This is a genomic window from Streptomyces cadmiisoli (assembly GCF_003261055.1).
GTDB lineage: Bacteria > Actinomycetota > Actinomycetes > Streptomycetales > Streptomycetaceae > Streptomyces > Streptomyces cadmiisoli.
This window is the reverse complement of record NZ_CP030073.1, coordinates 2,677,176-2,701,132: the sequence shown is the minus strand read 5'-3', so window position 1 is coordinate 2,701,132 and position 23,957 is coordinate 2,677,176. Positions and strand designations below refer to the sequence as shown.

General features: G+C 71.9%; 21 protein-coding genes and 1 riboswitch. Of the genes, 15 read left to right on the top strand and 6 right to left on the bottom strand.

Going from position 1 to position 23,957, the window contains the following annotated elements:
- Positions 1–58 precede the first annotated feature (58 nt).
- The 4 genes from DN051_RS11320 to DN051_RS11305 all read left to right on the top strand — a co-directional run bounded on the left by DN051_RS11320 (position 59) and on the right by DN051_RS11305 (position 4,843).
- Positions 59–1,429: a M16 family metallopeptidase gene (locus tag DN051_RS11320; RefSeq protein WP_053760766.1), complete on the top strand. Its 1,371-nt coding sequence runs from the start codon at positions 59–61 to the stop codon at positions 1,427–1,429.
- Positions 1,426–2,814 carry a M16 family metallopeptidase gene (locus tag DN051_RS11315; protein WP_112438632.1) on the top strand — a complete coding sequence of 463 codons (1,389 nt, stop codon included), beginning with the start codon at positions 1,426–1,428 and terminating at the stop codon, positions 2,812–2,814. Before DN051_RS11320 ends, DN051_RS11315 begins: the two co-directional genes overlap by 4 nt.
- Positions 2,815–3,015: 201 nt before the next feature.
- Positions 3,016–3,180, top strand: a riboswitch (cyclic di-AMP (ydaO/yuaA leader).
- Between the two features lie 13 nt (positions 3,181–3,193).
- On the top strand, positions 3,194–3,958 hold the full coding sequence (locus DN051_RS11310) for a M23 family metallopeptidase (RefSeq protein ID WP_112438631.1): 765 nt from the start codon (positions 3,194–3,196) through the stop codon (positions 3,956–3,958).
- Between the two features lie 189 nt (positions 3,959–4,147).
- Positions 4,148–4,843, top strand: a complete 696-nt coding sequence (locus DN051_RS11305) for a GntR family transcriptional regulator (RefSeq protein WP_053760769.1) — start codon at positions 4,148–4,150, stop codon at positions 4,841–4,843.
- A gap of 283 nt (positions 4,844–5,126) precedes the next feature.
- Here the strand turns inward: DN051_RS11305 and DN051_RS11300 are convergent, their stop codons facing one another.
- A complete protein-coding gene (locus DN051_RS11300) occupies positions 5,127–5,408 on the bottom strand; it encodes an HPr family phosphocarrier protein (protein WP_053760770.1) in 282 nt (93 codons plus the stop codon).
- A 185-nt stretch (positions 5,409–5,593) separates the two neighbouring features.
- Here DN051_RS11300 and DN051_RS11290 point away from each other — a divergent pair, with 185 nt between their 5' ends.
- The 4 genes from DN051_RS11290 to DN051_RS11275 all read left to right on the top strand — a co-directional run bounded on the left by DN051_RS11290 (position 5,594) and on the right by DN051_RS11275 (position 11,207).
- Entirely contained in the window at positions 5,594–8,653 is a 3,060-nt protein-coding gene (locus tag DN051_RS11290; protein WP_112438629.1) for a bifunctional GNAT family N-acetyltransferase/acetate--CoA ligase family protein, read from the top strand.
- Between the two features lie 63 nt (positions 8,654–8,716).
- A complete protein-coding gene (locus DN051_RS11285; protein ID WP_053760772.1) occupies positions 8,717–9,313 on the top strand; it encodes a DUF5998 family protein in 597 nt (198 codons plus the stop codon).
- Position 9,314: 1 nt separating this feature from the next.
- Complete coding sequence (locus tag DN051_RS11280) at positions 9,315–10,517, top strand: alkaline phosphatase family protein (RefSeq protein WP_053760773.1); 1,203 nt, start codon at positions 9,315–9,317, stop codon at positions 10,515–10,517.
- 42 nt (positions 10,518–10,559) lie between these two features.
- On the top strand, positions 10,560–11,207 hold the full coding sequence (locus DN051_RS11275; protein WP_053760774.1) for a thymidine kinase: 648 nt from the start codon (positions 10,560–10,562) through the stop codon (positions 11,205–11,207).
- 13 nt (positions 11,208–11,220) lie between these two features.
- Here the strand turns inward: DN051_RS11275 and DN051_RS11270 are convergent, their stop codons facing one another.
- Positions 11,221–12,024, bottom strand: a complete 804-nt coding sequence (locus DN051_RS11270) for a VOC family protein (RefSeq protein ID WP_112438628.1) — start codon at positions 12,022–12,024, stop codon at positions 11,221–11,223.
- A 293-nt stretch (positions 12,025–12,317) separates the two neighbouring features.
- On the opposite strand from DN051_RS11270, the gene DN051_RS11260 reads away from it, so the two are divergent.
- Entirely contained in the window at positions 12,318–13,169 is an 852-nt protein-coding gene (locus tag DN051_RS11260) for a sulfurtransferase (RefSeq protein WP_107094011.1), read from the top strand.
- Between the two features lie 302 nt (positions 13,170–13,471).
- On the opposite strand, the gene sepH is transcribed toward DN051_RS11260, so the two are convergent.
- The 3 genes from sepH to DN051_RS11245 form a co-directional block, all read right to left on the bottom strand.
- The gene (gene sepH / locus DN051_RS11255) at positions 13,472–14,506 is read right to left on the bottom strand and encodes a septation protein SepH (protein WP_053760776.1); all 1,035 of its coding nucleotides are present in this window, start codon (positions 14,504–14,506) and stop codon (positions 13,472–13,474) included.
- Positions 14,507–14,970: 464 nt separating this feature from the next.
- Complete coding sequence (locus DN051_RS11250) at positions 14,971–16,290, bottom strand: D-arabinono-1,4-lactone oxidase (protein WP_053760778.1); 1,320 nt, start codon at positions 16,288–16,290, stop codon at positions 14,971–14,973.
- Entirely contained in the window at positions 16,250–17,488 is a 1,239-nt protein-coding gene (locus DN051_RS11245) for an MFS transporter (RefSeq protein ID WP_053760779.1), read from the bottom strand. The genes DN051_RS11250 and DN051_RS11245 overlap by 41 nt, the downstream gene beginning before the upstream one ends.
- 174 nt (positions 17,489–17,662) lie before the next feature.
- On the opposite strand from DN051_RS11245, the gene DN051_RS11240 reads away from it, so the two are divergent.
- Both DN051_RS11240 and DN051_RS11235 read left to right on the top strand, forming a co-directional pair.
- The gene (locus tag DN051_RS11240; protein WP_053760780.1) at positions 17,663–18,790 is read left to right on the top strand and encodes a ferrochelatase; all 1,128 of its coding nucleotides are present in this window, start codon (positions 17,663–17,665) and stop codon (positions 18,788–18,790) included.
- A gap of 8 nt (positions 18,791–18,798) precedes the next feature.
- A complete protein-coding gene (locus tag DN051_RS11235; protein ID WP_053760781.1) occupies positions 18,799–19,614 on the top strand; it encodes an inositol monophosphatase family protein in 816 nt (271 codons plus the stop codon).
- 96 nt (positions 19,615–19,710) lie between these two features.
- Here DN051_RS11235 and DN051_RS45780 read toward each other — a convergent pair whose 3' ends face one another.
- On the bottom strand, positions 19,711–19,884 hold the full coding sequence (locus DN051_RS45780) for a hypothetical protein (RefSeq protein WP_199314918.1): 174 nt from the start codon (positions 19,882–19,884) through the stop codon (positions 19,711–19,713).
- 503 nt (positions 19,885–20,387) lie between these two features.
- Between DN051_RS45780 and DN051_RS11230 the strand changes: the two genes are divergently transcribed.
- The 4 genes from DN051_RS11230 (at position 20,388) to DN051_RS11215 (ending at position 23,937) form a co-directional block, all read left to right on the top strand.
- Complete coding sequence (locus tag DN051_RS11230; RefSeq protein WP_007385219.1) at positions 20,388–21,041, top strand: response regulator transcription factor; 654 nt, start codon at positions 20,388–20,390, stop codon at positions 21,039–21,041.
- Between the two features lie 5 nt (positions 21,042–21,046).
- Positions 21,047–22,276, top strand: a complete 1,230-nt coding sequence (locus DN051_RS11225) for a sensor histidine kinase (protein ID WP_053760782.1) — start codon at positions 21,047–21,049, stop codon at positions 22,274–22,276.
- A gap of 394 nt (positions 22,277–22,670) precedes the next feature.
- Complete coding sequence (locus DN051_RS11220) at positions 22,671–22,967, top strand: DUF4193 domain-containing protein (RefSeq protein WP_003993510.1); 297 nt, start codon at positions 22,671–22,673, stop codon at positions 22,965–22,967.
- Between the two features lie 13 nt (positions 22,968–22,980).
- Positions 22,981–23,937 carry a hypothetical protein gene (locus tag DN051_RS11215; RefSeq protein ID WP_112438627.1) on the top strand — a complete coding sequence of 319 codons (957 nt, stop codon included), beginning with the start codon at positions 22,981–22,983 and terminating at the stop codon, positions 23,935–23,937.
- Positions 23,938–23,957: the final 20 nt, after the last annotated feature.

Genomic DNA, 23,957 nt, shown 5'->3' with positions numbered 1-23,957 from the left:
GCAGGACCGGTAGTAAAACCGCGGTTTCCACGACCGCGTCGCGATCGAAGGGACGTACATGCCCATGGGTCACACGGCCACAGCCGAGGCAGGCTCCGGCGGCCTGACAGCGACCGAGCACCGCCTGGCGAACGGGCTGCGCGTGGTGCTCTCCGAGGACCACCTGACCCCGGTCGCGGCGGTGTGCCTCTGGTACGACGTCGGCTCGCGCCACGAAGTCAAGGGGCGTACCGGTCTGGCTCACCTTTTCGAGCACCTGATGTTCCAGGGTTCCGCCCAGGTCAAGGACAACGGGCACTTCGAGCTGGTGCAGGGCGCGGGCGGCTCGCCGAACGGCACCACCAGTTTCGAGCGCACCAACTATTTCGAGACCATGCCCGCCCACCAGCTGGAGCTCGCCCTCTGGCTGGAGGCGGACCGCATGGGCTCGCTGCTCGCCGCGCTGGACGAGGAGTCGCTGGAGAACCAGCGCAGCGTCGTCAAGAACGAGCGCCGGCAGCGCTACGACAACGTCCCCTACGGCACGGCGTTCGAGAAGCTGACCGCCCTCGCCTACCCGGACGGGCATCCTTACCACCACACGCCGATCGGCTCGATGGCCGACCTGGACGCGGCGACGCTGGAGGAGGCGCGCGAGTTCTTCCGCACGTACTACGCGCCCAACAACGCGGTACTGGCGGTCGTCGGCGACATCGACCAGGAGCAGACGCTCGTCTGGATCGAGAAGTACTTCGGCTCCATCCCCGCGCACGACGGCAAGCGGTCCCCGCGCGACGGCTCGCTGCCCGACGTCATCGGCGAGCAGCTGCGCGAGGTCGTCGAGGAGGACGTCCCCTCGCGCGCGCTGATGGCCGCCTACCGGCTCCCGCACGACGGCACGCGCGCGTGCGACGCGGCGGACGTGGCGCTGACGATCCTCGGCGGCGGCGAGTCCTCCCGCCTGTACAACCGTCTGGTCCGGCGGGACCGTACGGCCGTCGCGGCCGGCTTCGGCGTGCTGCGGCTGGCCGGAGCGCCCTCCCTTGGCTGGCTGGACGTGAAGGCGTCCGGAGACGTCGAGGTACCGGTCATCGAGGCCGCCGTCGACGACGAGCTGCGCCGGTTCGCCGAGGAGGGCCCCACCGAGGAGGAGATGGAGCGCGCCCAGGCCCTGTTGGAGCGCGAGTGGCTGGACCGTCTCGGTACGGTCGCCAGCCGCGCCGACGAACTGTGCCGGTACGCCGTGCTGTTCGGCGACCCCAAGCTGGCCCTGACCGCCGTCCAGCGCCTGCTGACCGTCACGGCGGAGGAGGTCCGGGAGGTCGCCAAGGCCCGCCTGCGGCCCGACAACCGGGCGGTGCTCGTCTACGAGCCGACGTCCGGCGAAGCCGATGACACCGAGGGCGCGGAAGCCGCCGCCACCGACGAGGACGAGGAGGCGGCCAAGTGACCGAGCTCGCCGCGATGGAATTCCACCCGCAGCCGCAGGCGGGCGAGGCCCGCCCCTGGGCCTTCCCGGCCCCTGTCCGAGGCAGCCTCGACAATGACCTGACCGTCCTGCGCTGCCACCGCCCCGGCCAGCAGGTCATCGCCGTGGAGGTGCTGCTGGACGCGCCCCTGGAGGCCGAGCCGGACGGCCTCGACGGAGTCGCCACGATCATGGCGCGGGCCTTCTCCGAGGGCACCGACAAGCACTCCGCCGAGGAGTTCGCCGCCGAGCTGGAGCGCTGCGGCGCCACCCTCGACGCGCACGCCGACCATTCCGGTGTCCGCCTGAGCCTGGAGGTTCCGGCGTCCCGCCTGGCCAAGGGCCTCGGCCTGCTCGCCGACGCCCTCAGGGCGCCCGCGTTCGCCGACAGCGAGGTCGAGCGGCTCGTCCGCAACCGGTTGGACGAGATCCCGCACGAGCTGGCCAACCCCGCCCGCCGCGCGGCCAAGGAACTCTCCAAGGAGCTGTTCCCCGCGACCTCGCGCATGTCCCGGCCGCGCCAGGGCACCGAGGAGACGGTGGCCGGCATCGACTCCGCGGCGGTCCGCGCCTTCTACGAGAAGCACGTTCGCCCCGCGACGGCGACCGCCGTGGTGGTCGGCGACCTCACCGGCGTCGACCTCGACGCGCTGCTCGGCGACACGCTGGGCGCCTGGACCGGTTCCGCGGCCCGGTCGCGGCCCGTGCCGCCGGTGACCGCCGACGACCGCGGCAGGATCGTCGTCGTGGACCGGCCCGGCGCCGTACAGACGCAGCTGCTGATCGGTCGTGTCGGATCCGACCGCCACGACCGCGTGTGGGCCGCCCAGGTCCTCGGCACGTACTGCCTGGGCGGCACCCTCACCTCCCGTCTGGACCGCGTCCTGCGCGAGGAGAAGGGCTACACGTACGGCGTGCGCGCGTTCAGCCAGGTGCTGCGCTCCGCGCCCGACGGCAGCGGTGCCGCGATGCTCGCCATCAGCGGCGCGGTCGACACGCCGAACACCGGCCCGGCGCTCGAGGACCTCTGGACGGTGCTCAGGACGCTCGCCGCCGACGGTCTGACCGACGCCGAGCGGGACATCGCCGTGCAGAACCTCGTCGGGGTGGCGCCGCTGAAGTACGAGACCGCGGCGGCCGTCGCGGGCACGCTGGCCGACCAGGTCGAGCAGCACCTCCCCGACGACTACCAGGCGACGCTGTACCAGCAGCTCGCCGCGACCGGCACCGTCGAGGCGACCGCGGCCGTCGTCAACGCCTTCCCGGTGGACCGCCTGGTGGCGGTTCTCGTCGGTGACGCGGCGCAGATCAAGGAGCCCGTCGAGGCTCTGGGCATCGGCGAAGTGACCGTCGTTCCGGCCGAGTAGGGATCCGGACGGCGGCACGCGCGCGGGAGCCCTGGTGAAGGAAGAGTCACCAGGGCTCCCTTATGTCCGGATTGGGGGAGAGGTTGCCTGTCTGGCCTGTGGCATGCGCTACAAAAGCGGTGTTCCGTTTGGGGATTGAAAGATGCCCCGTTTAGCGTCATCCGGGCTGTCCGTCACGCAGTGCGCCGCGTCCGCGGCACCGGACAGCCATCGCCGAGTCCCCGTACGGCGCGAGCCAGGGGAGCCGGGGACCCAATGATGCAGTCCCTGGGGTGAATCGGACGCCCGCGCCCAGCGAGGGTGTCCGTAGGAGACCTTCCTGCTCCGAACCCGTCAGCTAACCCGGTAGGCGAGAAGGAAGGAAAGGACAAGCCACTACATGGCGTTCACCCGCGCCACCGGGAAGCATCGTCGTCCCGGCCGGATGCAGCGCACCACCGCCCGTGCGGCGGGCGTCGCAGCGCTCACCACCACCGGCGTCATCGGCACCCTGGCCGTCTCCGCGTCGGCCGCCGAACCGGCCGCCGAGCAGACCGGGCTGATGCCGGTCATCACCCTGGGCGACTCGGTCGCCGAGCAGATCGACGCCCAGGCGGTCGCGCAGCAGCAGGCGGCCGAGGAGGCCGCCGCCGAGCGGCGCGCGGAGGCCGCGGCGAAGAAGCTCGCGGAGCAGCGGGCCGAGGAGGCGCGCGAGGCCAAGGAGCGCGCCGCCCGCGAGGCCGAGCGCAAGCGCCTCAACACCTACGTCCCGCCGATCGGCGGCTCCTACATCTCGACCGGCTACCAGGCCGGCGGTTCCCTGTGGTCCTCCGGCAGCCACACCGGCATCGACTTCCACGCCGCGAGCGGCACGCCCGTGCACGCGGTCGGTTCCGGCACCGTCGTCGAGGCGGGCTGGGACGGGGCGTACGGCAACCAGGTCGTCATCCGGATGAACGACGGCTCGTACACCCAGTACAGCCATCTCTCGTCCATCGCGGTCTCCGTCGGCCGGACGGTCACCCCGGGCGAGCAGATCGCCCTGTCCGGCGCCACCGGCAACGTCACCGGACCGCACCTCCACTTCGAGGCCCGCACGAGCGCCGAGTACGGCTCGGACGTCGATCCCGTGGCCTACCTCCGTTCGCACGGCGTGAGCCTCTGACGACGGACCCCCCGCGCCACCCGAAAGCCCCGGTTCACCGAACCGGGGCTTTCGGTGTTTCCGGTGCCTGTTTGTCCAAAAAATATCTATGGATTCCGGCCCGCCGTCGGAGATTCCAGCTCATTGGAATAGAGTCACGAACACGCGTCACTCGTCGACGTTTCACGGGGATTAAGGCGGAGGTCGGTCATGCGTATTCCGGCGCACTCGGTGTGCACGGCGATCCGGGACGACATCGTTGCCGGTGTCCACGAGCGCGGCAGCCGGCTCACCGAGGAACTCCTCGCGCGCCGCTACGGCGTCTCGCGCGTCCCCGTCCGGGAGGCACTGCGCACCCTGGAGGCCGAGGGGTTCGTGGTGACCCGGCGGCACGCGGGCGCGTGCGTCGCGGAACCCACCGAACTGGAGGCCGCCGACCTGCTGGAGATGCGCATGCTGCTGGAGCCGCTGGGCGCCGCGCGGGCCGCGCAGCGGCGCACCGAGGCCCACATGAAGGTTCTGCGCGGTCTCGTCCGGCTGGGCCAGGAGCGGGCCAGGAGGGGCAACAGCGACGATCTGCGCTCCCTGGGCGGCTGGTTCCACGAGACGCTGGCGCAGGCCTCCGGCAGCCCGGCTCTGATCGCGATGCTGACCCAGCTTCGACACAAGATCGCCTGGATGTACACCGTGGACGCTCCGGCCGCGCCCGTGGAGTCCTGGACCGAGCACGGCGCGATCGTGGACGCCGTTTCGCGCGGCGACGGCGAGCGGGCGCGGGCACTGACAGCCCTGCACACGGAGCGCGCCACCACCGCGCACCGGCTCCGGTTTCCCGGCGGCCAGGCCCGCTCCGACCGTGTGAGGACTTCGCAACATCCCGTAAACATGTCGGGCCTGCGGAATTAACACATGCACCGTATACAAAGAGGAGATATTCGGTGGCAGCGTATTAGCCCTGCCCTTTTCCGGGTGCGGCGGGAATTCACGTGCGCGCCTCAAAGGCGTGCCCGTGCGGAATGGGTGTGCCCGTCACGGAAAATTTCCCGGACCGTCAGGGAAGGGCGAAGCCGCGCCGCCGGGAGCGTGAAGTCGCGCCGCGACGGGAAGGGCGAAGCCGCGCCGCCGGAAAAGGTGAAGCCGCGCCGCCCGGGACGGGCGACGCGGCTTCGGTGACCGCCGCGCGAGGCGGTCAGACGGTCTCGGGCAGTTCCTCGAGGCCCTCGGCGACCAGCTTGGCCAGGCGGTCGAGCGCGACCTCGGCGCCCTCGGCGTCGGAGGCCAGGACGATCTCCTCGCCACCCTGGGCGCCCAGGCCCAGGACGGCGAGCATGGAGGCCGCGTTGACGGGGTTGCCCCCGGCCTTGGCGATCGTCACCGGGACGCCTGCGGCCGTGGCGGCTCGGACGAAGATGGCGGCGGGGCGGGCGTGGAGGCCCTCGGCCCAGCCGATGTTGACGCGGCGCTCAGCCATGTGATGCTGCCCTTCAGGTGTTCAGGGTTGTCTAGACCAGTTTCCCATATCGTGAAGTGTGCCCGGTGCCGCCCCGTGGTCGGCCCCGGGCAGTGCCGGACCGCGGCCTCGGCCCGACGCTCGTGCTTCCACAGACCACAGACTGCCTCGCGCCGTTGTCGGACGCGAGCCGTACTCTGGGGCGCATGCAGAGCTCGTCGGAACGGAGCGAGTACCCCGCCCACTGGGAAGCCGACGTGGTGCTGCGCGACGGCGGCACGGCGCGCGTCCGCCCCATCACCGTTGATGACGCCGAGCGCCTGGTCAGCTTCTACGAGCAGGTCTCCGACGAATCGAAGTACTACCGCTTCTTCGCGCCCTACCCGCGTCTGTCCGCCAAGGACGTCCACCGCTTCACGCACCACGACTTCGTGGACAGGGTGGGACTCGCGGCCACGATCGGCGGCGAGTTCATCGCGACCGTGCGCTACGACCGCATCGGCGCCGACGGCCTCCCCGCCTCCGCGCCCGCCGACGAGGCCGAGGTCGCCTTCCTGGTGCAGGACGCCCACCAGGGACGCGGTGTCGCCTCGGCCCTCCTCGAACACATCGCCGCCGTCGCCCGTGAGCGCGGCATCCGCCGCTTCGCCGCCGAGGTGCTGCCCGCCAACAGCAAGATGATCAAGGTGTTCACGGACGCCGGGTACACCCAGAAGCGCAGCTTCGAGGACGGCGTCGTACGCCTGGAGTTCGGCCTCGAACCCACCGACCGCTCGCTCGCGGTGCAACGCGCGCGTGAACAGCGCGCCGAGGCCCGGTCGGTACGGCGGCTGCTTTCGCCCGGTTCCATCGCCGTCGTCGGCGCGGGCCGCACCCCCGGCGGGGTGGGCCGCGGCCTCCTCGGCAACATCCGGGAGGCGGGCTTCACCGGCCGGCTGTACGCGGTGAACAGCGCCCTGCCCCCCGGGCGGACCGACCTCGACGGCGTGCCGGCGTTTGCCTCGGTGCGCGACATCGACGAGCCCGTCGACCTGGCCGTCGTGGCCGTCCCGGCCGAGTACGTGCCCGAGGTGGTCACCGAGTGCGGCGAACACGGCGTGCAGGGACTGGTGGTGATCTCCGCCGGTTATGCCGAGAGCGGTCCTGACGGGCGGGAGCGCCAGCGCGCGCTCGTGCGGCACGCGCGTGCGTACGGCATGCGGATCATCGGGCCGAACGCCTTCGGGATCATCAACACCGCGCCGGACGTCCGCCTCAACGCCTCCCTGGCGCCCGAGATGCCGCGCCCCGGCCGGATCGGACTCTTCGCCCAGTCCGGCGCCATCGGGATCGCACTGCTGTCCCGGCTGCACCGGCGCGGCGGCGGCGTCACCGGCGTCACCGGCGTGTCCACCTTCGTCTCGTCCGGCAACAGGGCGGACGTCTCCGGCAACGACGTCCTGCAGTACTGGTACGACGACCCGGACACCGACGTCGCCCTGATGTACCTGGAGTCGATCGGCAACCCGCGCAAGTTCACCCGGCTCGCGCGGCGGACCGCCGCGGCCAAGCCACTGGTCGTCGTGCAGGGAGCGCGCCACGGCGGCGCGGCCCCGCAGGGGCACGCCGTCCGGGCGACACGGCTGCCGCACACCACCGTGTCCGAGCTGCTGCGCCAGGCCGGGGTGATCCGGGTGGACACCATCACGGAGCTGGTCGACGCCGGTCTGCTGCTGGCGCGGCAACCGCTGCCGAGGGGACCGAGGGTCGCGATCCTGGGGAACTCCGAGTCCCTCGGGCTGCTGACCTACGACGCGTGCCTCTCCGAGGGGCTGCGGCCGCTGCCTCCGCTGGACCTGACCACACAGGCCTCGGCGGAGGACTTCCGGTCGGCGCTGTCGCGGGCGCTGGCGGACGACACGTGCGACTCCGTCGTGGTCACCGCCATACCGGCGATCGGGGAGGCCTCCGTCGCGGACGCGGCGCTGGCGCAGGCGCTGCGGTCGGCGGCCCTGGCGTTCCCGACGAAGCCGGTGCTCGTGGTGCACGTGGAGCTGGGGGGACTCGCCGAGGCGCTGTCGGCCGCGGCCAGCACGGCACCGCAGCCCGCAACCGGAACCGCGGCCGCCGGAACCTCGGCCAACGGGACCACCACCGCCGGCACCTCTGCCGCCGGCACTCCCGCCCCCGCGACCGGCACCCGCGTGCTCCATCCCGCCGACCACCCGCCCACCGAAGCCGACCGCCCACCCACCTCGGCGGTCCGCCCGCCCACCGCGGCCGATCACCCACCCACCGCGGCCGACCGCCCACCCACCTGGGCGGACAGCCCACCCACCGGTACGACCGCCCCGCACCCGCCGACCGAGGAGCCGGCGGCAGCGAAAGAAGGGGAGGAAACAGAACCGGAAACGGAACCCGACTCCCGGCTCATCCCGGCGTACCCCGCCGCCGAGCGCGCCGTGCGCGCCCTCGCCGAAGCCGTCCGGTACGCGCAGTGGCGACGGGACGCCGCCGATCCGGGCAAGGTGCCCGCGTACGAGGACATCGACGAGCCGGGCGCCGCCGCGCTGATCGACGGGTTGCTCACCCGCGGACAGGGCCTCACCCTCGGCGCGACGGAGACGTACGAGCTGCTCGGCAAGTACGGCGTCGACGTGCACCGCGCCCTGCCCGCCCCCACCCCCGACGACGCCGCGGCCGCCGCCCGTGCCCTCGGCTACCCGGTGGCACTCAAGGCCACCGCCCCCCACCTGCGCCACCGGGCCGACCTGGGCGGCGTCCGCCTGGACCTGGCCGACGAGGAGCAACTGCGCCGTGCGTACGCCGAATTGACCGAGCTGTTCGGCAAGCCCGAGGAGCTGCGCCCGGTCGTGCAGACGATGGCCCCGCGGGGAGTGGACACCGTCGTACGCGCCGTGATCGACCCGGCGGCCGGGGCGGTGCTCTCCTTCGGGCTCGCCGGGGCCGCCTCCCAATTGCTGGACGACACCGCACACCGGTTGATCCCGGTCACCGACCGTGAGGCGACCTCGCTGATCCGATCGATCCGGACGGCGCCGCTGCTGTTCGGCTGGCGCGGTTCGGCGCCCGTCGACACCCCCGCCCTGGAGGAGTTGCTCCTGCGTGTCTCCCGGCTGGTCGACGACCACCCGGAAGTGGTCGCGATCACACTGGAGCCGGTGGTCGTCGCCCCGCACGGTCTGAGCGTGCTCGGCGCCTCCGTGCGCCTGGACCGGCCTCCCGCCCGCGACGACCTCGGCCCGCGCACGCTCCCGGCCTACTGACCCGCCACGCGCGCGGGGGACAGCGCCGTGAGCGGTGCCTCGCAGTCAGTGCGCCCCCGTAGGATGGACGTCATGGCCAAGACCAGTACGACGACCCAGGGGCTGCGTGCGGCGATCGAACGCAGCGGCTACTACCCGGCCCTCGTGGCCGAGGCGGTGGAGGCCGCCGTGGGCGGCGACCCCATTCAGTCGTACCTGGTCCACCAGGAGACGACGTTCGACCAGAACGAGGTGCGGCGGCACGTGACCGTGCTGGTCCTCACCGGCACCCGGTTCATCGTCAGCCACACCGACGAGCAGGCCGCCGACAGCACCTCGCCGACGCCCTACGCCACGACGTCGACGGAGTCCGTGAAGCTGGGCCGTATCTCGTCGGTCGTGGTCAGCCGCGTGGTCGGCAACCCGGAGCAGTACCAGCCGGGCACGCTGCCGCGCGAGGTCGTGCTGACCATCGGTTGGGGCGCGGTCTCCCGCATCGACCTGGAGCCCGCCGCCTGCGGCGACCCCAACTGCGAGGCCGACCACGGCTACACGGGCAACTCGACGGCCGACGACCTCAGCCTGCGCGTCAGCGAGGCGGGGGACGGACCGGAGACGGTGCGCCAGGCGCTCGCCTTCGCGCAGGCCGTCTCCGAGGCGACCGCGGACACCGACCGCTGACATGGCCCAGTCCACCACCGCCTGGGAGGACCATCCCGAACCGCTCGCCGTCGACTCCGCGCCCCGGCCCGAGTACGGCAGCGGATCGCTCGCCGACCTGCTCCCCACGCTGGCCGCCGGCATGGGAGTGCCCGGGACGACCCCGGCCATCACCGAGCTGACCCCCGCCGACCGGAACTGCGTGTTCCTGATCGACGGACTCGGCTGGGAGCAGCTGAGGGCACACCCGGACGAGGCGCCCTTCATGACCTCGCTGCTCCCGCGGTCCCGCGGCGGCACGGGCCGCCCCCTCACCACCGGCTACCCCGCCACCACGGCGACCTCCCTCGCCTCCGTCGGCACCGGCCTCCCGCCCGCCGCCCACGGCCTGCCCGGCTACACGGTGCGCAACCCGGCCACCGGGGAGCTGATGAACCAGCTGCGCTGGCAGCCCTGGAGCGACCCCAAGACCTGGCAGCCCCACCCCACGGTCTTCCAGCTGGCCCAGCAGGCCGGCGTGCACGCCGCCCAGGTCTCCTCGCCCACCTTCGCGAACACACCGCTGACCAAGGTCGCGCTGAGCGGCGGCTCGTTCCACGGCCGGCTGTCCGGCGAGGAGCGCATGGACCTCGCCGCCGAGCAACTGGCGGCCGGCGACCGCAGCCTGGTCTACACGTACTACGCCGAACTCGACGGTGCCGGCCACCGCTTCGGTGTCGACTCCGACACCTGGCGCGGCCAGCTCATGCACGTCGACCGGCTCGTCCAGCGGCTCGCCGAGCAGCTCCCGCCGAACACCGCGCTCTATGTCACCGCCGACCACGGCATGGTCGACGTGCCCTTCGACGAGCAGCACCGCATCGACTTCGACGAGGACTGGGAGCTGCGCGCCGGCGTGGCCCTGCTGGGCGGCGAGGGCCGCGCCCGGCACGTCTACGCGGTGCCGGGCGCCGAGAACGACGTACTGACCTGCTGGCGCGAGGTGCTCGGCGAGCAGTTCTGGGTCGCCTCGCGGGACGAGGCGATCGCGGCGGGCTGGTTCGGACCGCCCGGAGCGTGCGAGGACCGTGTGTACGGGCGCCTCGGCGATGTGATCGCCGCCGCCCGTGACGACGTGCTGATCATCGCCTCGGAGCGGGAGCCCAAGGAGTCGGCCATGGTCGGCAACCACGGCTCCATGACCCCGGCCGAGCAGTTGGTCCCCCTGCTCGAAGTACGCTCCTGAACCCCTTGCCCCTACATCTCGCCGAAAGGTGCTCAACCTCCCATGCCCGAGCTGGTCTTCTTCTCCGGAACGATGGACTGCGGGAAGTCGACACTGGCTCTCCAGATCGAGCACAACCGCTCCACGCGCGGGCTCCAGGGCATGATCTTCACCCGTGACGACCGGGCCGGCGAGGGCAAGCTGTCCTCGCGGCTCGGCCTGGTGACGGACGCGGTCGAGGTCGCCGACGGCATGGACCTGTACGGGTACCTCGTCGACCATCTGTCGCACGGCGGGCGCGCGGACTACGTGATCGCGGACGAGGCACAGTTCCTGGCCCCGGAACAGATAGACCAACTCGCACGCCTGGTCGACGACCTGGGCCTGGACGTATACGCCTTCGGCATCACGACCGACTTCCGTACGAAGCTCTTTCCCGGCTCCCAGCGGCTGGTGGAGCTCGCCGACCGGGTGGAGGTGCTCCAGGTCGAGGCCCTGTGCTGGTGCGGTGCCCGGGCCACCCACAACGCCCGCACGATCGGCGGCGAGATGGTGGTGGAGGGCGCCCAGGTGGTCGTCGGGGACGTCAACCAGGCGGACGCGGTCGGGTACGAGGTGCTGTGCAGGCGCCATCACCGGCGGCGGATGACGGCCGCGTCGGCGCACGCGGCCCCGCTGTCGCCCGACGTGCTGCCCATGTCGTCGGCCTGAGCCGCCGCAGGCCTCAGCGAGCGGTCCGGACCAGCGTGAACCTGGCGCCCTCGGGGTCGGTCACCGTCGCCACGCGCCCGTAGGCGCTGTCGTGCGCCGGTCTGAGGACATGTCCGCCGAGGTCCACGAGCCGCGCGACGGCGGAGTCAGGGTCGTCGACCTCGAAGTACGTCAGCCAGTGCGACCCCCGGTCGCGTGGCACGGCGCCGCCCACGCCCTGGATACCGGCGACCGGGCGGCCGTCGAGTTTCAGGGTGAGGTAGTCGCAGTCGGCGGAGACGACCGGCTCCCTCTCGTAACCGAACACCGTCTCGTAGAACTTGGCCACGCCCTCGGACTCGAAGGTGAGCAGTTCGTGCCAGGTCGGTGTGCCCGGCACGCCGGCGACGGCCGTGCCGCGGTGCGCGGCCGCCTGCCACAGCCCGAAGACGGCGCCCGCCGGGTCTGAGCAGATGGCCAGGCGCCCGGCGTCCTCCGCGTCGAGCGGGCCGACGGCGACGGTACCGCCGCACAGCCGCACCGAGTGGGCCGTCCGGTCGATGTCCTCGGAGGCGATGTAGGGGGTCCAGGCGATCGGCAGGTGCCGGTCCGGCGGCAGCTGTCCGATGCCCGCGACCTCGCGGCCGTCGAGCAGCGCCCGCACATAGGGACCGAGCTGCCGGGGTCCGGGACGGAACTCCCAGCCGAACAGCGCTCCGTAGAACTCCTGGGTCGCGGCCGTCCCGTGCACCATCAGACTCACCCAGCAGGGTGTGCCGGGCGCGTACCGTGCGTGCGCTTCACCGTTCCGGTCGGTCGACCCCCGTGCATCGGTCATCGTCGCTCTCTCCCCGGCCCGCGTGGTGGCCGCGTCGTTTTCGCTCTCCGGAACCCCCGGTGCCGATGCTCGCACCACCCTCGGTGTCGCGCGCTCCGGGCGCGACCCGTCCAGCCCCTGCCCGGAGGGTCCCCGCTCCGCGGTCGCGTGCACCGTCCGGGCGACTGCTCCGGGGTGTCGATCGGCTGTACAGCTTGTGCCCGTCACGGTACGCCTTGTGATCGAGCCCGTCCGGCCGAGCAGAGTAGCCGGACATGGACGGCGCGGCCACCCCGTGCGCGAGGATGGGAGCCATGAACGTCATCATCTCCGCATCCGAACTCGCCGAAGACCTGGCGGGCGCGAACCCGCCGGTCCTGCTCGATGTGCGCTGGCAGTTGAGCGTGGCCAGAGCGGCCGGTGAGCCGCCGTTCGACGGCCGCGCCGAGTACGAGGCCGGGCACATCCCCGGCGCGGTCTTCGTCGACCTCGACCGGGAGCTGGCCGGGTCCGCGGGCGAGCGCGGCCGGCATCCGCTGCCCGACGTCACCGAGTTCGGTGCCGCCATGCGCCGTGCGGGGGTGTCGTCGGCGCGGCGGGTCGTCGTGTACGACGGCGGCCAGGGGTGGGCGGCGGCCAGAGCCTGGTGGCTGTTGCGCTGGACGGGTCATCCCGACGTACGAGTGCTGGACGGCGGGCTGCCGGTCTGGGACGGGCAGCTCTCGACCGGGGCGCCGACTCCGGCGGACGGCGATTTCCAGCCGGTTCCCGGAGCGGTCGAGATGCTCGACGCGGACGGGGCGGCGGCGCTGGCCCGCTCCGGTGTGCTGCTCGACGCGCGGGCGGCGGAGCGCTACCGCGGGGACGTGGAGCCGATCGACCGGGTCGGCGGCCACATCCCCGGCGCGGTGTCCGCGCCGACGAACGAGAACGTGGCACCCGACGGCCGCTTCCTCCCCGCCGAGGAACTGGCCGCCCGCTTCAAGTCCCTCGGCGCCGTCGAGGGCACGGAGGCCGGCGTGTACTGCGGCTCGGGCGTCTCCGGTGCCCACGAGGTACTGGCCCTGGCCGTGGCGGGCATCCCGGCGGCGCTGTACGTGGGTTCGTGGTCGGAGTGGTCGTCGGACCCGCGGCGTCCGGTCGCGGTGGGCCCGGATCCGCAGTAGCGAAGCACACGCGCGTACTGCCGGTTTCGTGCCGGGGGAGGGTCGGGCGTCCGGTGCACAGGGCGCCCCGGCCCGCGGTCGCGCTCCGTGCGGAGGGCCACCCCACCGTCGCGCCGCCCCACCATCGTGCCGTGCCGGTGCCGGGCCGCCGGTTGTGCTGCGCCGACGTCGTGCTGTGCCGCCCGTACACCGTGCCGCCCCTGCACGTTGCCGCTCACGACGAGGCCCGCGCCGATGTTCCGGCGCGGGCCCTTGTCGTCGTGCGGCGGCGTGGTACGAGCGGCGTCGTACCGCGCCGCGGGTCACTCCTGCTTCTTGCGGCGCGTCCCGAAGACGATCTCGTCCCAGCTCGGGACCGCGGCCCGCCGACCGGGGCGCACCCCGTCCGCCTCGGCCTGGCGGTCGGTGGCGCCGACGAGGCGGTCGCGGTGACTGCCGACCGAACGGGGCATGAGGACGTCCGCGTAGGCGGACCCCGCCGAGGCCGCGGGAGCCGGGGGCTCCTCCTCCGCGGCCGGTTCGACAGGCTCCTCCGCCGGTTCCGGCACCTGCCGTTCCGGTACGACGAGGTCACCGCGGAAGCTCGGCACCGCCTCCAGCAGGCTGGTCAGCGAGTCCCGTTCGGCGGTGCTCTCCTCGAGCGGTTCGGGCGACGGCGACGGCAGCATCGGCCGCTCCCGGTCCGGAGCGCGTTCCATCGTGCGGTCCCGCGGCAGCCGGGCGATGCGGGGCACGAACGGGAAGCTGGGCTCGGCCGCGCCGAGGTCGTCGGACTCGCCGATCAGCGAGCGCGCCTCGTCGTCGACGGCCTGGACGAGCCGCCGGGGCGGGTCGTACGTCCAACTCGCCGAGTGCGGCTCGCCGGCGACGCGGTAGACCAGCAGGACCTCCCAGGTGCCGTCGTCGCGGCGCCACGAGTCCCACTGCACGGTGTCCTTCTCGGCCCCGCGCAGGACGAGTCGCTCCTGCACGGCCTCGCCGAGCAGCGGGCCGGAGTTCTCACCGGGGCGGCGGACCGGGGTCTTGCGTGCGCGCTCGGCCATGAAGGCGCGTTCGGCCAGCACGGGGCCCTCGAAACGCCGTACGCGATCGACGGGGATGCCTGCCATCTGCGCGACTTCCTCGGCGGTCGCGCCGGCACGTATCCGGGCCTGGATGTCACGGGGGCGGAGATGGCTCTCCACCTCGATCTCGATCTGGCCGAGGCGGGGACGGTCGCCGCGCACGGCGGCGCGGAGCCGCTCGTCAATCGGAAGCGTGTACTCCGTGCTGTCCGCAGCCTTCAGCACCAGCCGTGTGCCGTCATTCGAGACGGCCACGACACGCAGTTCGGGCATGGGGACCTCCCGGGTGGTGCCTGCCGACGTCACGTGCGTCGCTGCTTCCGCTAGTCGAGTGTGGCCTGCCCGGGTGCAGCCTGCCACAACCTTGCCGAGTTGCCCGGCGTGTCGGGCACTGGCCCTGGATCGCCGTTATGGCACGGTTACCTTTTCGCAACGCTAAGTGACCAACTCCGTCACCCTGTGCAACAAGCCCCCTCCAGGCGGTCCTTGAAGGCCCCGGACAGCCTGGCGGGAGACCGGACCCAGGGCTCGCAACAGTACTCCATTTGGACCACGTGCGTGGATTGCCGCGCCGCGGAACTTCTTCCGGGCAGCGGTACATGGGCCCGCGGGGCCGATTTCTCGATCACAAGCGTGGCGTACTTCACGGAATCACCGGATGCGGAACAGCCGGGGCAGAACGATCTGAACCTGCCTCAAGTGGCCGTCACTGCCCTGTCCGTGGCGCTCGCGGCCGGCTACGGCCCCAACACCCTCCGCAGGTAGTCGTTCTGGAAGCGCCGGTCCGGATCGAGCCGGTCCCGCAGTGCCGTGAACTCGCCGAAGCGCGGATAGACCTCCGCGAAGTACTCGGCGTCCCTGGTGTGCACCTTGCCCCAGTGCGGCCGGCCCTGGTGGGCGGTGAAGATCCGCTCGGCGGCGGTGAAGTACGCCTGATAGGGGGTGCCCCTGAACATGTGGACGGCGATGTACGCGGTGTCCCGGCCCGATGCCGTGGACAGCGTGATGTCGTCGGCCGGGGCGGTGCGCACCTCGACGGGGAAGCTGATCCGCAGCCGGGAGCGGTCCACCATCCCCCTCAGCTCGCGCAGCGCCTCGACGACCGCCTCGCGCGGGAGCGCGTACTCCATCTCCACGAAGCGCACCCGGCGCGGCGAGGTGAAGACCTTGTAGGGCAGGTCGGTGTACGTGCGTGCGGACAGGGCCTTGCTGGACACCTGGGCGATCGGCGGGATCGCGGCGGGCACCGCGCGGCCGACCCAGTTGGCCATCTGGAAGACGCCGTTGGAGAGGAACTCGTCCTCGAACCAGCCCTTCAGCTGCCCCACCGGACGTTCCGGGCCCGCGCTGCGGTTGTTGCGCTTGGTGTTGGTGTTGCCGGTGTGCGGGAACCAGTAGAACTCGAAGTGCTCGTTCTCCGCCCAGAGTTCGTCGAACGCCCCGGTGACCCGGTCGAAGCTCATCGGCTCCTCGCGGGCGGTGAGCAGGAAGACCGGCTCCACGGCGAACGTGATCGCGGTGACGACGCCGAGCGCGCCGAGTCCGACGCGGGCGGCCGCGAAGACTTCCGGGTTCTCCTTGTCGGAGCAGGTGAGCACCGAACCGTCGGCCGTGACCAGTTCGAGGCGCTTGATCTGGGCGGCTATGGAGGCGGAGTCGCGGCCCGTGCCGTGGGTGCCGGTGCTGGTGGCCCCGGAGACGGTCTGCTCCATGATGTCGCCCATGTTCGTCAGCGACAGGCCCTCGCGGGCCAGGGCGAGGTTGAGTCTCTTGAGGGGCGTACCGGCTTCGACCGTGACGGTGCCGGCCTCCCGGTCGATGTCGCGTATACCGGTCAACAGTTGAGGGCGGATCAATACACCGTCGGTCGCCGCGATGGAGGTGAACGAGTGCCCCGTACCGACGGCCTTCACCTTCAGGCCGTCCTCAGCGGCCTGCCGCACAGCCGCGGACAGCTCCTCCACGGAAGCGGGCACGACCTCCCGTACCGGCCGGACGGAGACCGTGCCGCCCCAGTTACGCCACGTGCCGCTCTTCCCGCTCGCTGTGCTGCTCAACGGTGCCTCCCCGTCCCGGCGCCGGCCTCTTGAGCCGGCGGTACCCGAGGAAACCGACCGCGACCGCGACGGCACCGGACACCGCCGGAACCCCGTACCCGGCACGCGCACCGGCGGCGTCGATCACCCAGCCGGCCGCGGAGGAGCCGAGCGCGACCCCCACCGCGAGCCCGGTGCTCACCCAGGTCATGCCCTCGGTCAGTTGCGCGCGTGGTACGTGCTCTTCGATCAGGGACATCGTCGTGATCATCGTGGGAGCGATGGACAGGCCCGCGACGAAGAGCGCCACGGCCAGAAACGGCAGGTTCCCGACCAGTAGGAGGGGGATCATACTCACGGCCATCGCACAGACGCCCAGCAGCCACCGACGTTCGGGCGCCCCCTTGAAGTGCATCAGCCCGAAAACCGCCCCCGCGACGCAGGAGCCCGCCGCGTAGACCGCGAGGACGACGCTCGCCGCGCCCTTGTGGCCCTGCTCGTCGGCGAAGGCCACGGTGACCACGTCGACCGCGCCGAAGATCGCGCCGGTCGCCACGAACGTGCTCACCAGGACCTGGAGGCCGGTGGAGCGCAGCGCCGAGCCGCCGCCGTGCCGCTCCCGCGGGTGGGGTGCCGGCTCGGTGGCCCGCTGCGCGGTCAGCCAGAAGACGCCGGCCGCCAGGAAGCACGCCGCCAGCAGCGGACCCGCCTCCGGGAACCACGCCGTGGACAGGCCGATGGAGATGATCGGCCCGAAGATGAAGCAGATCTCGTCCACCACGGACTCGAACGAGTACGCGGTGTGCAGTTGCGGAGTGCCCCGGTACAGGGCCGCCCAGCGCGCCCGGATCATCGCGCCGATGCTCGGCACGCAGCCGATGCCCGCGCACGCCACGAACAGCACCCAGTCCGGCCATTCGTAGTGCGCGGCGAACAGCAGCAGGGCCGCCGCCGCCAGCGCGATCAGGGTGGCCGGGCGCAGCACGCGGCGCTGCCCGTACTGGTCCACCAGCCGTGAGACCTGCGGGCCCGCCACCGCGGCGGCCAGCGCGATCGTCGCCGACAGCGCACCCGCCAGGCCGTACCGGCCGGTGAGCTGCGAGACCATCGTGACGACGCCGATCCCCATCATCGACAGCGGCATCCGGCCGAGGAAGCCGGCTGCGGAGAAACCCTTGGAGCCTGGGGCGGCGAAGAGGGCGCGATAGGGGCTGGGCACTGGATCTCCGGCGGCTCGGTACGGCGTTCAGGGGCCCATACGGCCTGTGTAAGGCGTAATGGTGGTCCGTACAGCTTACGAGTGGGGCTGCCCTGAGAAGCCCGGGGGTGGGGGACGAACACGGCGGCACCCCACCGTTTCCGCGCTGTCGGCGCAGGGTGGCAGGATCGACGCATGCGAGACGCACGCGATGCCACCCCCTACGACGCCCTGCTCCTGCTCTCGTTCGGCGGCCCCGAGGGGCCGGACGACGTGGTGCCGTTCCTGGAGAACGTGACACGTGGGCGCGGCATCCCCAAGGAGCGCCTCAAGGAGGTCGGCCGGCACTACTTCCAGTTCGGCGGGGTCAGCCCGATCAACGACCAGAACCGCGCCCTTCTGGACGCCCTCCGCAAGGACTTCGCGGGACACGGTCTGGACCTGCCGGTCTACTGGGGCAACCGCAACTGGGCGCCGTACCTGACCGACACCCTGCGCGAGATGGCCGCCGACGGCCGCCGCCGCGTCCTGGTCCTGGCCACCAGCGCCTACGCCTCGTACTCGGGCTGCCGGCAGTACCGCGAGAACCTCGCCGACTCGCTGGCCGCGCTGGAGTCCGAGGGCATCGAACCGCCGAGGGTCGACAAGCTGCGGCACTACTTCAACCACCCCGGGTTCCTGGAGCCCATGATCGACGGCGTGCTCGGATCCCTGGCCGACCTGCCCGCCGACGTACGGGACGGAGCGCACATCGCGTTCACGACCCACTCCGTCCCGACCTCCGCGGCGGACACCTCCGGCCCCGTCGAGGACCACGGCGACGGCGGCGCGTACGTCGCGCAGCACCTGGACGTCGCCCGCCTGATCGCCGACGCCGTCCGGGAGCGCACCGGCGTCGACCACCCCTGGCAGCTGGTCTACCAGTCGCGCTCCGGCGCCCCGCACATCCCGTGGCTGGAGCCCGACATCTGCGATCACCTGGAGGAGCGGCACGCGGCCGGTGTCCCGGCGGTCGTCATGGCTCCCATCGGCTTCGTCTCCGACCACATGGAGGTGCTGTACGACCTCGACACGGAGGCCACGGCCAAGGCCGGGGAGCTCGGCCTGCCGGTGCGCCGCTCGGCCACCGTCGGCGCCGACCCGCGGTTCGCCGCCGCGATCCGCGACCTCGTCCTGGAGCGCGCCGCCGTCGAGCGGGGCCGGGAGGTCACGCCCTGTGCCCTCGGCACGCTCGGCGCGAGCCACGACGTCTGCCCCGTGGGCTGCTGCCCGGCCCGTGCCCCCCGCCCCGCCGCCGCGGGCGCCGACAGCCCCTACGCGTGAGGAGCGCCGTGACCGACACGCTGCACACCGACCTGCTCCGGCTCGCCCGGGAGGCCGCCCACCGGGCCGGCGAGCTGCTGCGGGACGGGCGTCCGGCCGACCTCGCCGTCGCCGCCACCAAGTCGAGCCCGATCGACGTGGTGACGGAGATGGATCTCGCGGCGGAGAAGCTGATCACCGATCTGATCTCCGGTCACCGCCCCGACGACGGCTTCCTCGGCGAGGAGGGCGCCTCCAGCGAGGGCACGAGCGGCATCCGCTGGGTGATCGACCCGCTCGACGGCACGGTCAACTACCTGTACGGCCTGCCGACCTGGGCCGTCTCGATCGCCGCCGAGCTGCACGGCGAGACGGTCGTCGGGGTCGTGGCGGCCCCGATGCGCGGCGAGACGTACGGCGCGGTCCGGGGCGGCGGAGCCTGGGCGGCCGACGCCCGGGGCCGCGAGCGCGTCCTGGCCTGCCGACCGGCGCCGCCCATGGACCAGGCGCTGGTCTCCACCGGGTTCAACTACGTGACCGAGGTCCGCAGCCACCAGGCCGAGGTCGCCGCGAGGCTGATTCCGAAGCTGCGGGACATCCGGCGCAGCGGCTCGGCCGCCGTCGACCTGTGCGACGTGGCCGCCGGCCGCCTCGACGGCTACTACGAGCGCGGACTCAACGCGTGGGACTTCGCGGCGGGTGACCTCATCGCCCGTGAGGCGGGCGCCCTGACCGGTGGACGCCCCGGAGAGCGCCCGTCACGTGATCTGACGGTCGCGGGTACCCCGGGCGTCTTCGAGCCGCTCCAGCGGCTCCTGGAGGATTTCGGCGCCTGGCACGACTGACGGGTGCCGCCACGGCGGTCCGGTGCCGTGCGATCACGACGAAGCGGGGCCTCGGCGATGGGTTCGCCGGGGCCCCGCTTCGTACGTATGAGCCGGTCAGATACCGGTCGCGCCTACTTCGACGCCGTGTTCGGCCGCGAGGCGGCGCAGGTCGTCGAGCTCGCCCTGCTCGACGTCGACGAGGAAGTCGTCGCCCTCGTCACGAGCCCGCGTCAGGTCGGACTCGGTCGTCCTTATGCGCTGCAGAAGTCCTGCGGTGAAAGCGTCCATGCTGCGCCCCCTCGTCCTGGGTCGTGGGTCTGTGGCACGGGGGTGTGCCGTTCGGAAGGGGCGATCACGTCCATGAGTGCCCAGCGCTGCCCTGCCGGGCGGCGACGGTGCCGGACACCCACGCCCACTCTGCGAAGCGGACAGCGGCGTACCGCATGGTGCTGCGGCACAAGCAGAGCGTGATCGCGGGGTGTATTCCGTCCTCCCCCCGCTCCCTTCACCGGAAACCTCAACCGGAAGAGAAAATCTCGCATTCCCGGATCAGTCTCCGGAGTCACCCGGGGTCCCTCACCGATCCCGCGGCACGCGCTGTGCGCATACGTCGACAGCACGTGCCCGGACCCGCGGCGGGGGACCGCCCTCCGTCCGCCTTCCGCCCGCTCCGGCGACTTACCGCCGACTTATGACCGAAAAGGGCAGGATGGAGGCCGACACCATCCCCGAAGACCCCTGCTCGCGTGCGCCCCGGAGCCGCGCGGGTGGACACAGGAAGGACAAGCGACGTGCGCGTACTCGTCGTCGAGGACGAGCAGCTGCTCGCCGATGCGGTGGCCACCGGACTGCGCCGGGAGGCCATGGCCGTCGACGTCGTGTACGACGGTGCGGCCGCCCTGGAGCGCATCGGCGTCAACGACTACGACGTGGTCGTGCTCGACCGCGACCTCCCGCTGGTCCACGGCGACGACGTCTGCCGCAAGATCGTCGAACTCGGCATGCCCACCCGCGTCCTGATGCTCACGGCTTCCGGCGACGTGAGCGACCGGGTCGAGGGCCTGGAGATCGGCGCCGACGACTACCTGCCGAAGCCGTTCGCCTTCAGCGAGCTCACCGCGCGCGTGCGTGCCCTGGGCCGGCGCACCAGCGTTCCGCTGCCGCCCGTCCTGGAGCGCGCCGGGATCAAGCTCGACCCGAACCGCCGCGAGGTCTTCCGGGACGGCAAGGAGGTGCAGCTCGCGCCCAAGGAGTTCGCCGTCCTGGAGGTCCTGATGCGCAGCGAGGGCGCCGTCGTCTCCGCCGAGCAGCTGCTGGAGAAGGCCTGGGACGAGAACACCGACCCGTTCACGAACGTGGTGCGTGTGACCGTCATGACCTTGCGTCGCAAGCTGGGTGAGCCGCCCGTCATCGTCACCGTCCCCGGCTCCGGCTACCGGATCTGACCACGGTGGCCGCGAACCCCACGCCCGCCCAGGCGCCCCCGAAACCGACCTGGGACCCGAGGAAGCCCGACCCGTTTCCGCTGCTGCGCCCGACCATCCGGATACGGCTCACGCTGCTGTACGGCGGCATGTTCCTGATCGCCGGCATCCTGCTGCTGTCGATCATCTACCTGCTGGCGGCGAACGCGCTCAACGTGGGCAGCGACCTACCCTTCAAGATCCTTTCCGGCCAGGTGGCGAGCGAGACCTGCAACTTCCCGTCGCAGCCGACCGCCACCGAGCTCAACCACGCGATGAACGAGTGCGTCAACGAGCAGCGCCAGCACGCCCTGGACAACCTGCTCAGCCGCTCGCTGCTGGCCCTGCTCGGCCTGGCCGTGATCGCCTTCGCCTTCGGCTACGCCATGGCCGGCCGCGTCCTGTCGCCGCTGGGCCGGATCACCCGCACCGCGCGCGCGGTGGCCGGCTCCGACCTGTCCCGCCGGATCGAGCTGGACGGGCCGGACGACGAGCTGAAGGAACTGGCCGACACCTTCGACGACATGCTGGAGCGGTTGCAGCGGGCCTTCACCGCCCAGCAGCGCTTCGTCGGCAACGCCTCGCACGAACTGCGCACCCCGCTGGCGATCAACCGCACGCTCCTCGAGGTGCACCTGTCCGACCCGGGGGCGCCCGTGGAGCTCCAGCAGCTCGGCAAGACGCTGCTGGCCACCAACGAGCGCAGCGAGCAGCTCGTGGAGGGGCTGCTGCTGCTCGCCCGCAGCGACAACCAGATCGTCGAGCGCAAGCCCGTGGACCTCGCCGAGGTGGCCTCGCAGGCCGTCGACCAGGTGCACGCCGAGGCGCAGGCCAAGGGCGTGGAGATCCGCGGCAAGCGCGAGCCGGCGGTGGTCCAGGGCAACGGGGTCCTGCTGGAGCGGATCGCCCTGAACCTCGTGCAGAACGCCGTGCGGTACAACGTGCCCGAGGGCGGCTGGGTCGAGGTCACCACCGAACTCCAGCACGGCCACGCCGTCCTGGTCGTCGCGAACACCGGCCCCGTGGTGCCGGCGTACGAGATCGACAACCTCTTCGAGCCGTTCCGGCGGCTGCGCACCGAGCGGACGGGGAGCGACAAGGGCGTGGGCCTCGGCCTGTCCATCGTCCGGTCCGTGGCCCGTGCGCACGGCGGGCACATCGTCGCTCAGCCCCGCGAGGGAGGAGGTCTCGTGATGCGCGTCACCTTCCCCATCTGAGAGCATGGGCCGACACACCCGAGGATGTTCGCTTTGCGCGGAATTTTCGGGGCACCCGACCGGCCGCTCCGTGTGTGATCGATCACAAGGGCGATTTTCTGGCCATCCACTCTCCGTGATCAATATTGCCCGTCGAAAGCCCGGAAACTCCGGGTTTTCCAGGGGCTTGATCACGGGAAGTACACGGTGAGGCGCCTTTGAAGTGCGACATTCGGACCGTGTACGGTCCCGATCGCCATCCAAGCCGATCACTCATGAGGAGTCCGGTTGGGTGTCGATTGAGTAACAGACCTTGATGTGAGGCAAAATCTCCGCCTCGGGTCGGGCACAAGTCCGGCCTCTCACGCGTTACGTGCGCTGGAGACACCGCAGACACCCGGAGGGGGAGAGCGACATGGCAACCGATTACGACACCCCACGCAAGACCGACGACGACGTCGACTCGGACAGCTTGGAAGAACTGAAGGCCCGGCGGAACGACAAGTCCGCCTCGGCCGTCGACGTCGACGAGTTCGAGGCCGCAGAAGGCCTGGAACTCCCGGGCGCCGACCTCTCGAACGAGGAGCTGGCCGTCCGTGTATTGCCGAAGCAGCAGGACGAGTTCACCTGCATGAGCTGCTTCCTGGTCCATCACCGCAGCCAGCTGGCCAGGGAGAAGAACGGTCAGCCGATCTGCCGCGACTGCGACTGAGGAGGGGTCGGCCGTGACTGGCTCGACCCCACCTCGGAAGCGCCGCTTCCAGCGGGGAGCGGACTCGGGGCCGTCCGACGGCCCCCACGGCGTGCGTGACGACGAGCGAGGCTCCTCCGATCGGGGATCGGTCCCCGCGGAGTCGGCCTCGCTCGAACCGGCCGGTGACGGGGCTGACCTCCCGGTGCCGGCCCCATCGCCCCACCCCGTCGCCAAGCGCCGGGTGGTGGCGATCCGGGACAGGGCCAAGGACCTGGCCCGGGGCGGCGTCCGCAAGAGCGGAGACCGCGCCAGGGCCGGACTTGCGCATCTGGCAGACCGGATCATCGACATCGCCCCTCGAATCCCTGTACGGGACCTCGCGACGCTGCGCAGACACTTCCCGGGCCTCGGGCCCGAGGAGATCGCGGACAAGCTGGTGGCCGGCGCCGCCAAGGCGTCCGCGACGGTCGGTGCGGGCGTCGGCGCGGCGGCGATGCTTCCCGTGCCTCCCGCGATGCCCACGGAACTGGCCGCGGAGGTGACCGGGGTCGCCGCGATCGAGCTGAAACTGATCGCCGAGCTCCACGAGGTCTACGGCTGCCGCCCGGCCGGCAACCTGAAGGACCGCAGCACCGCGTATCTGAGTGCCTGGTCGGAGGAGCGGGGCATCGACCCCCTGAAGCCGACCTCGATCAACGCCGCGCTCGGCGGGCAGATGAAGCGGGAACTGCGGCAGCAGATCATGAAGCGCATGGTGCGCAATCTGCCGAACCTCATGCCGTTCATGGTGGGTGCCGCCGTGGGAGCGGCGATGAACCGGCGGGACACCAGGAAGCTCGCCGCCCGGATCAGGGCGGACCTGCGCAAGACGCAGGTGCCCTGGGACCGGCTGACCGAGCTGCCGCCGCTGGAGCGCCCCGCGGACGCCGTGGGGCTCGTGGACCCGCTGAAGCCACTCGGCGGTGCGGACGCCGCACCGCCCCGCTAGCGGGCCGGGCGGAGCCGTCC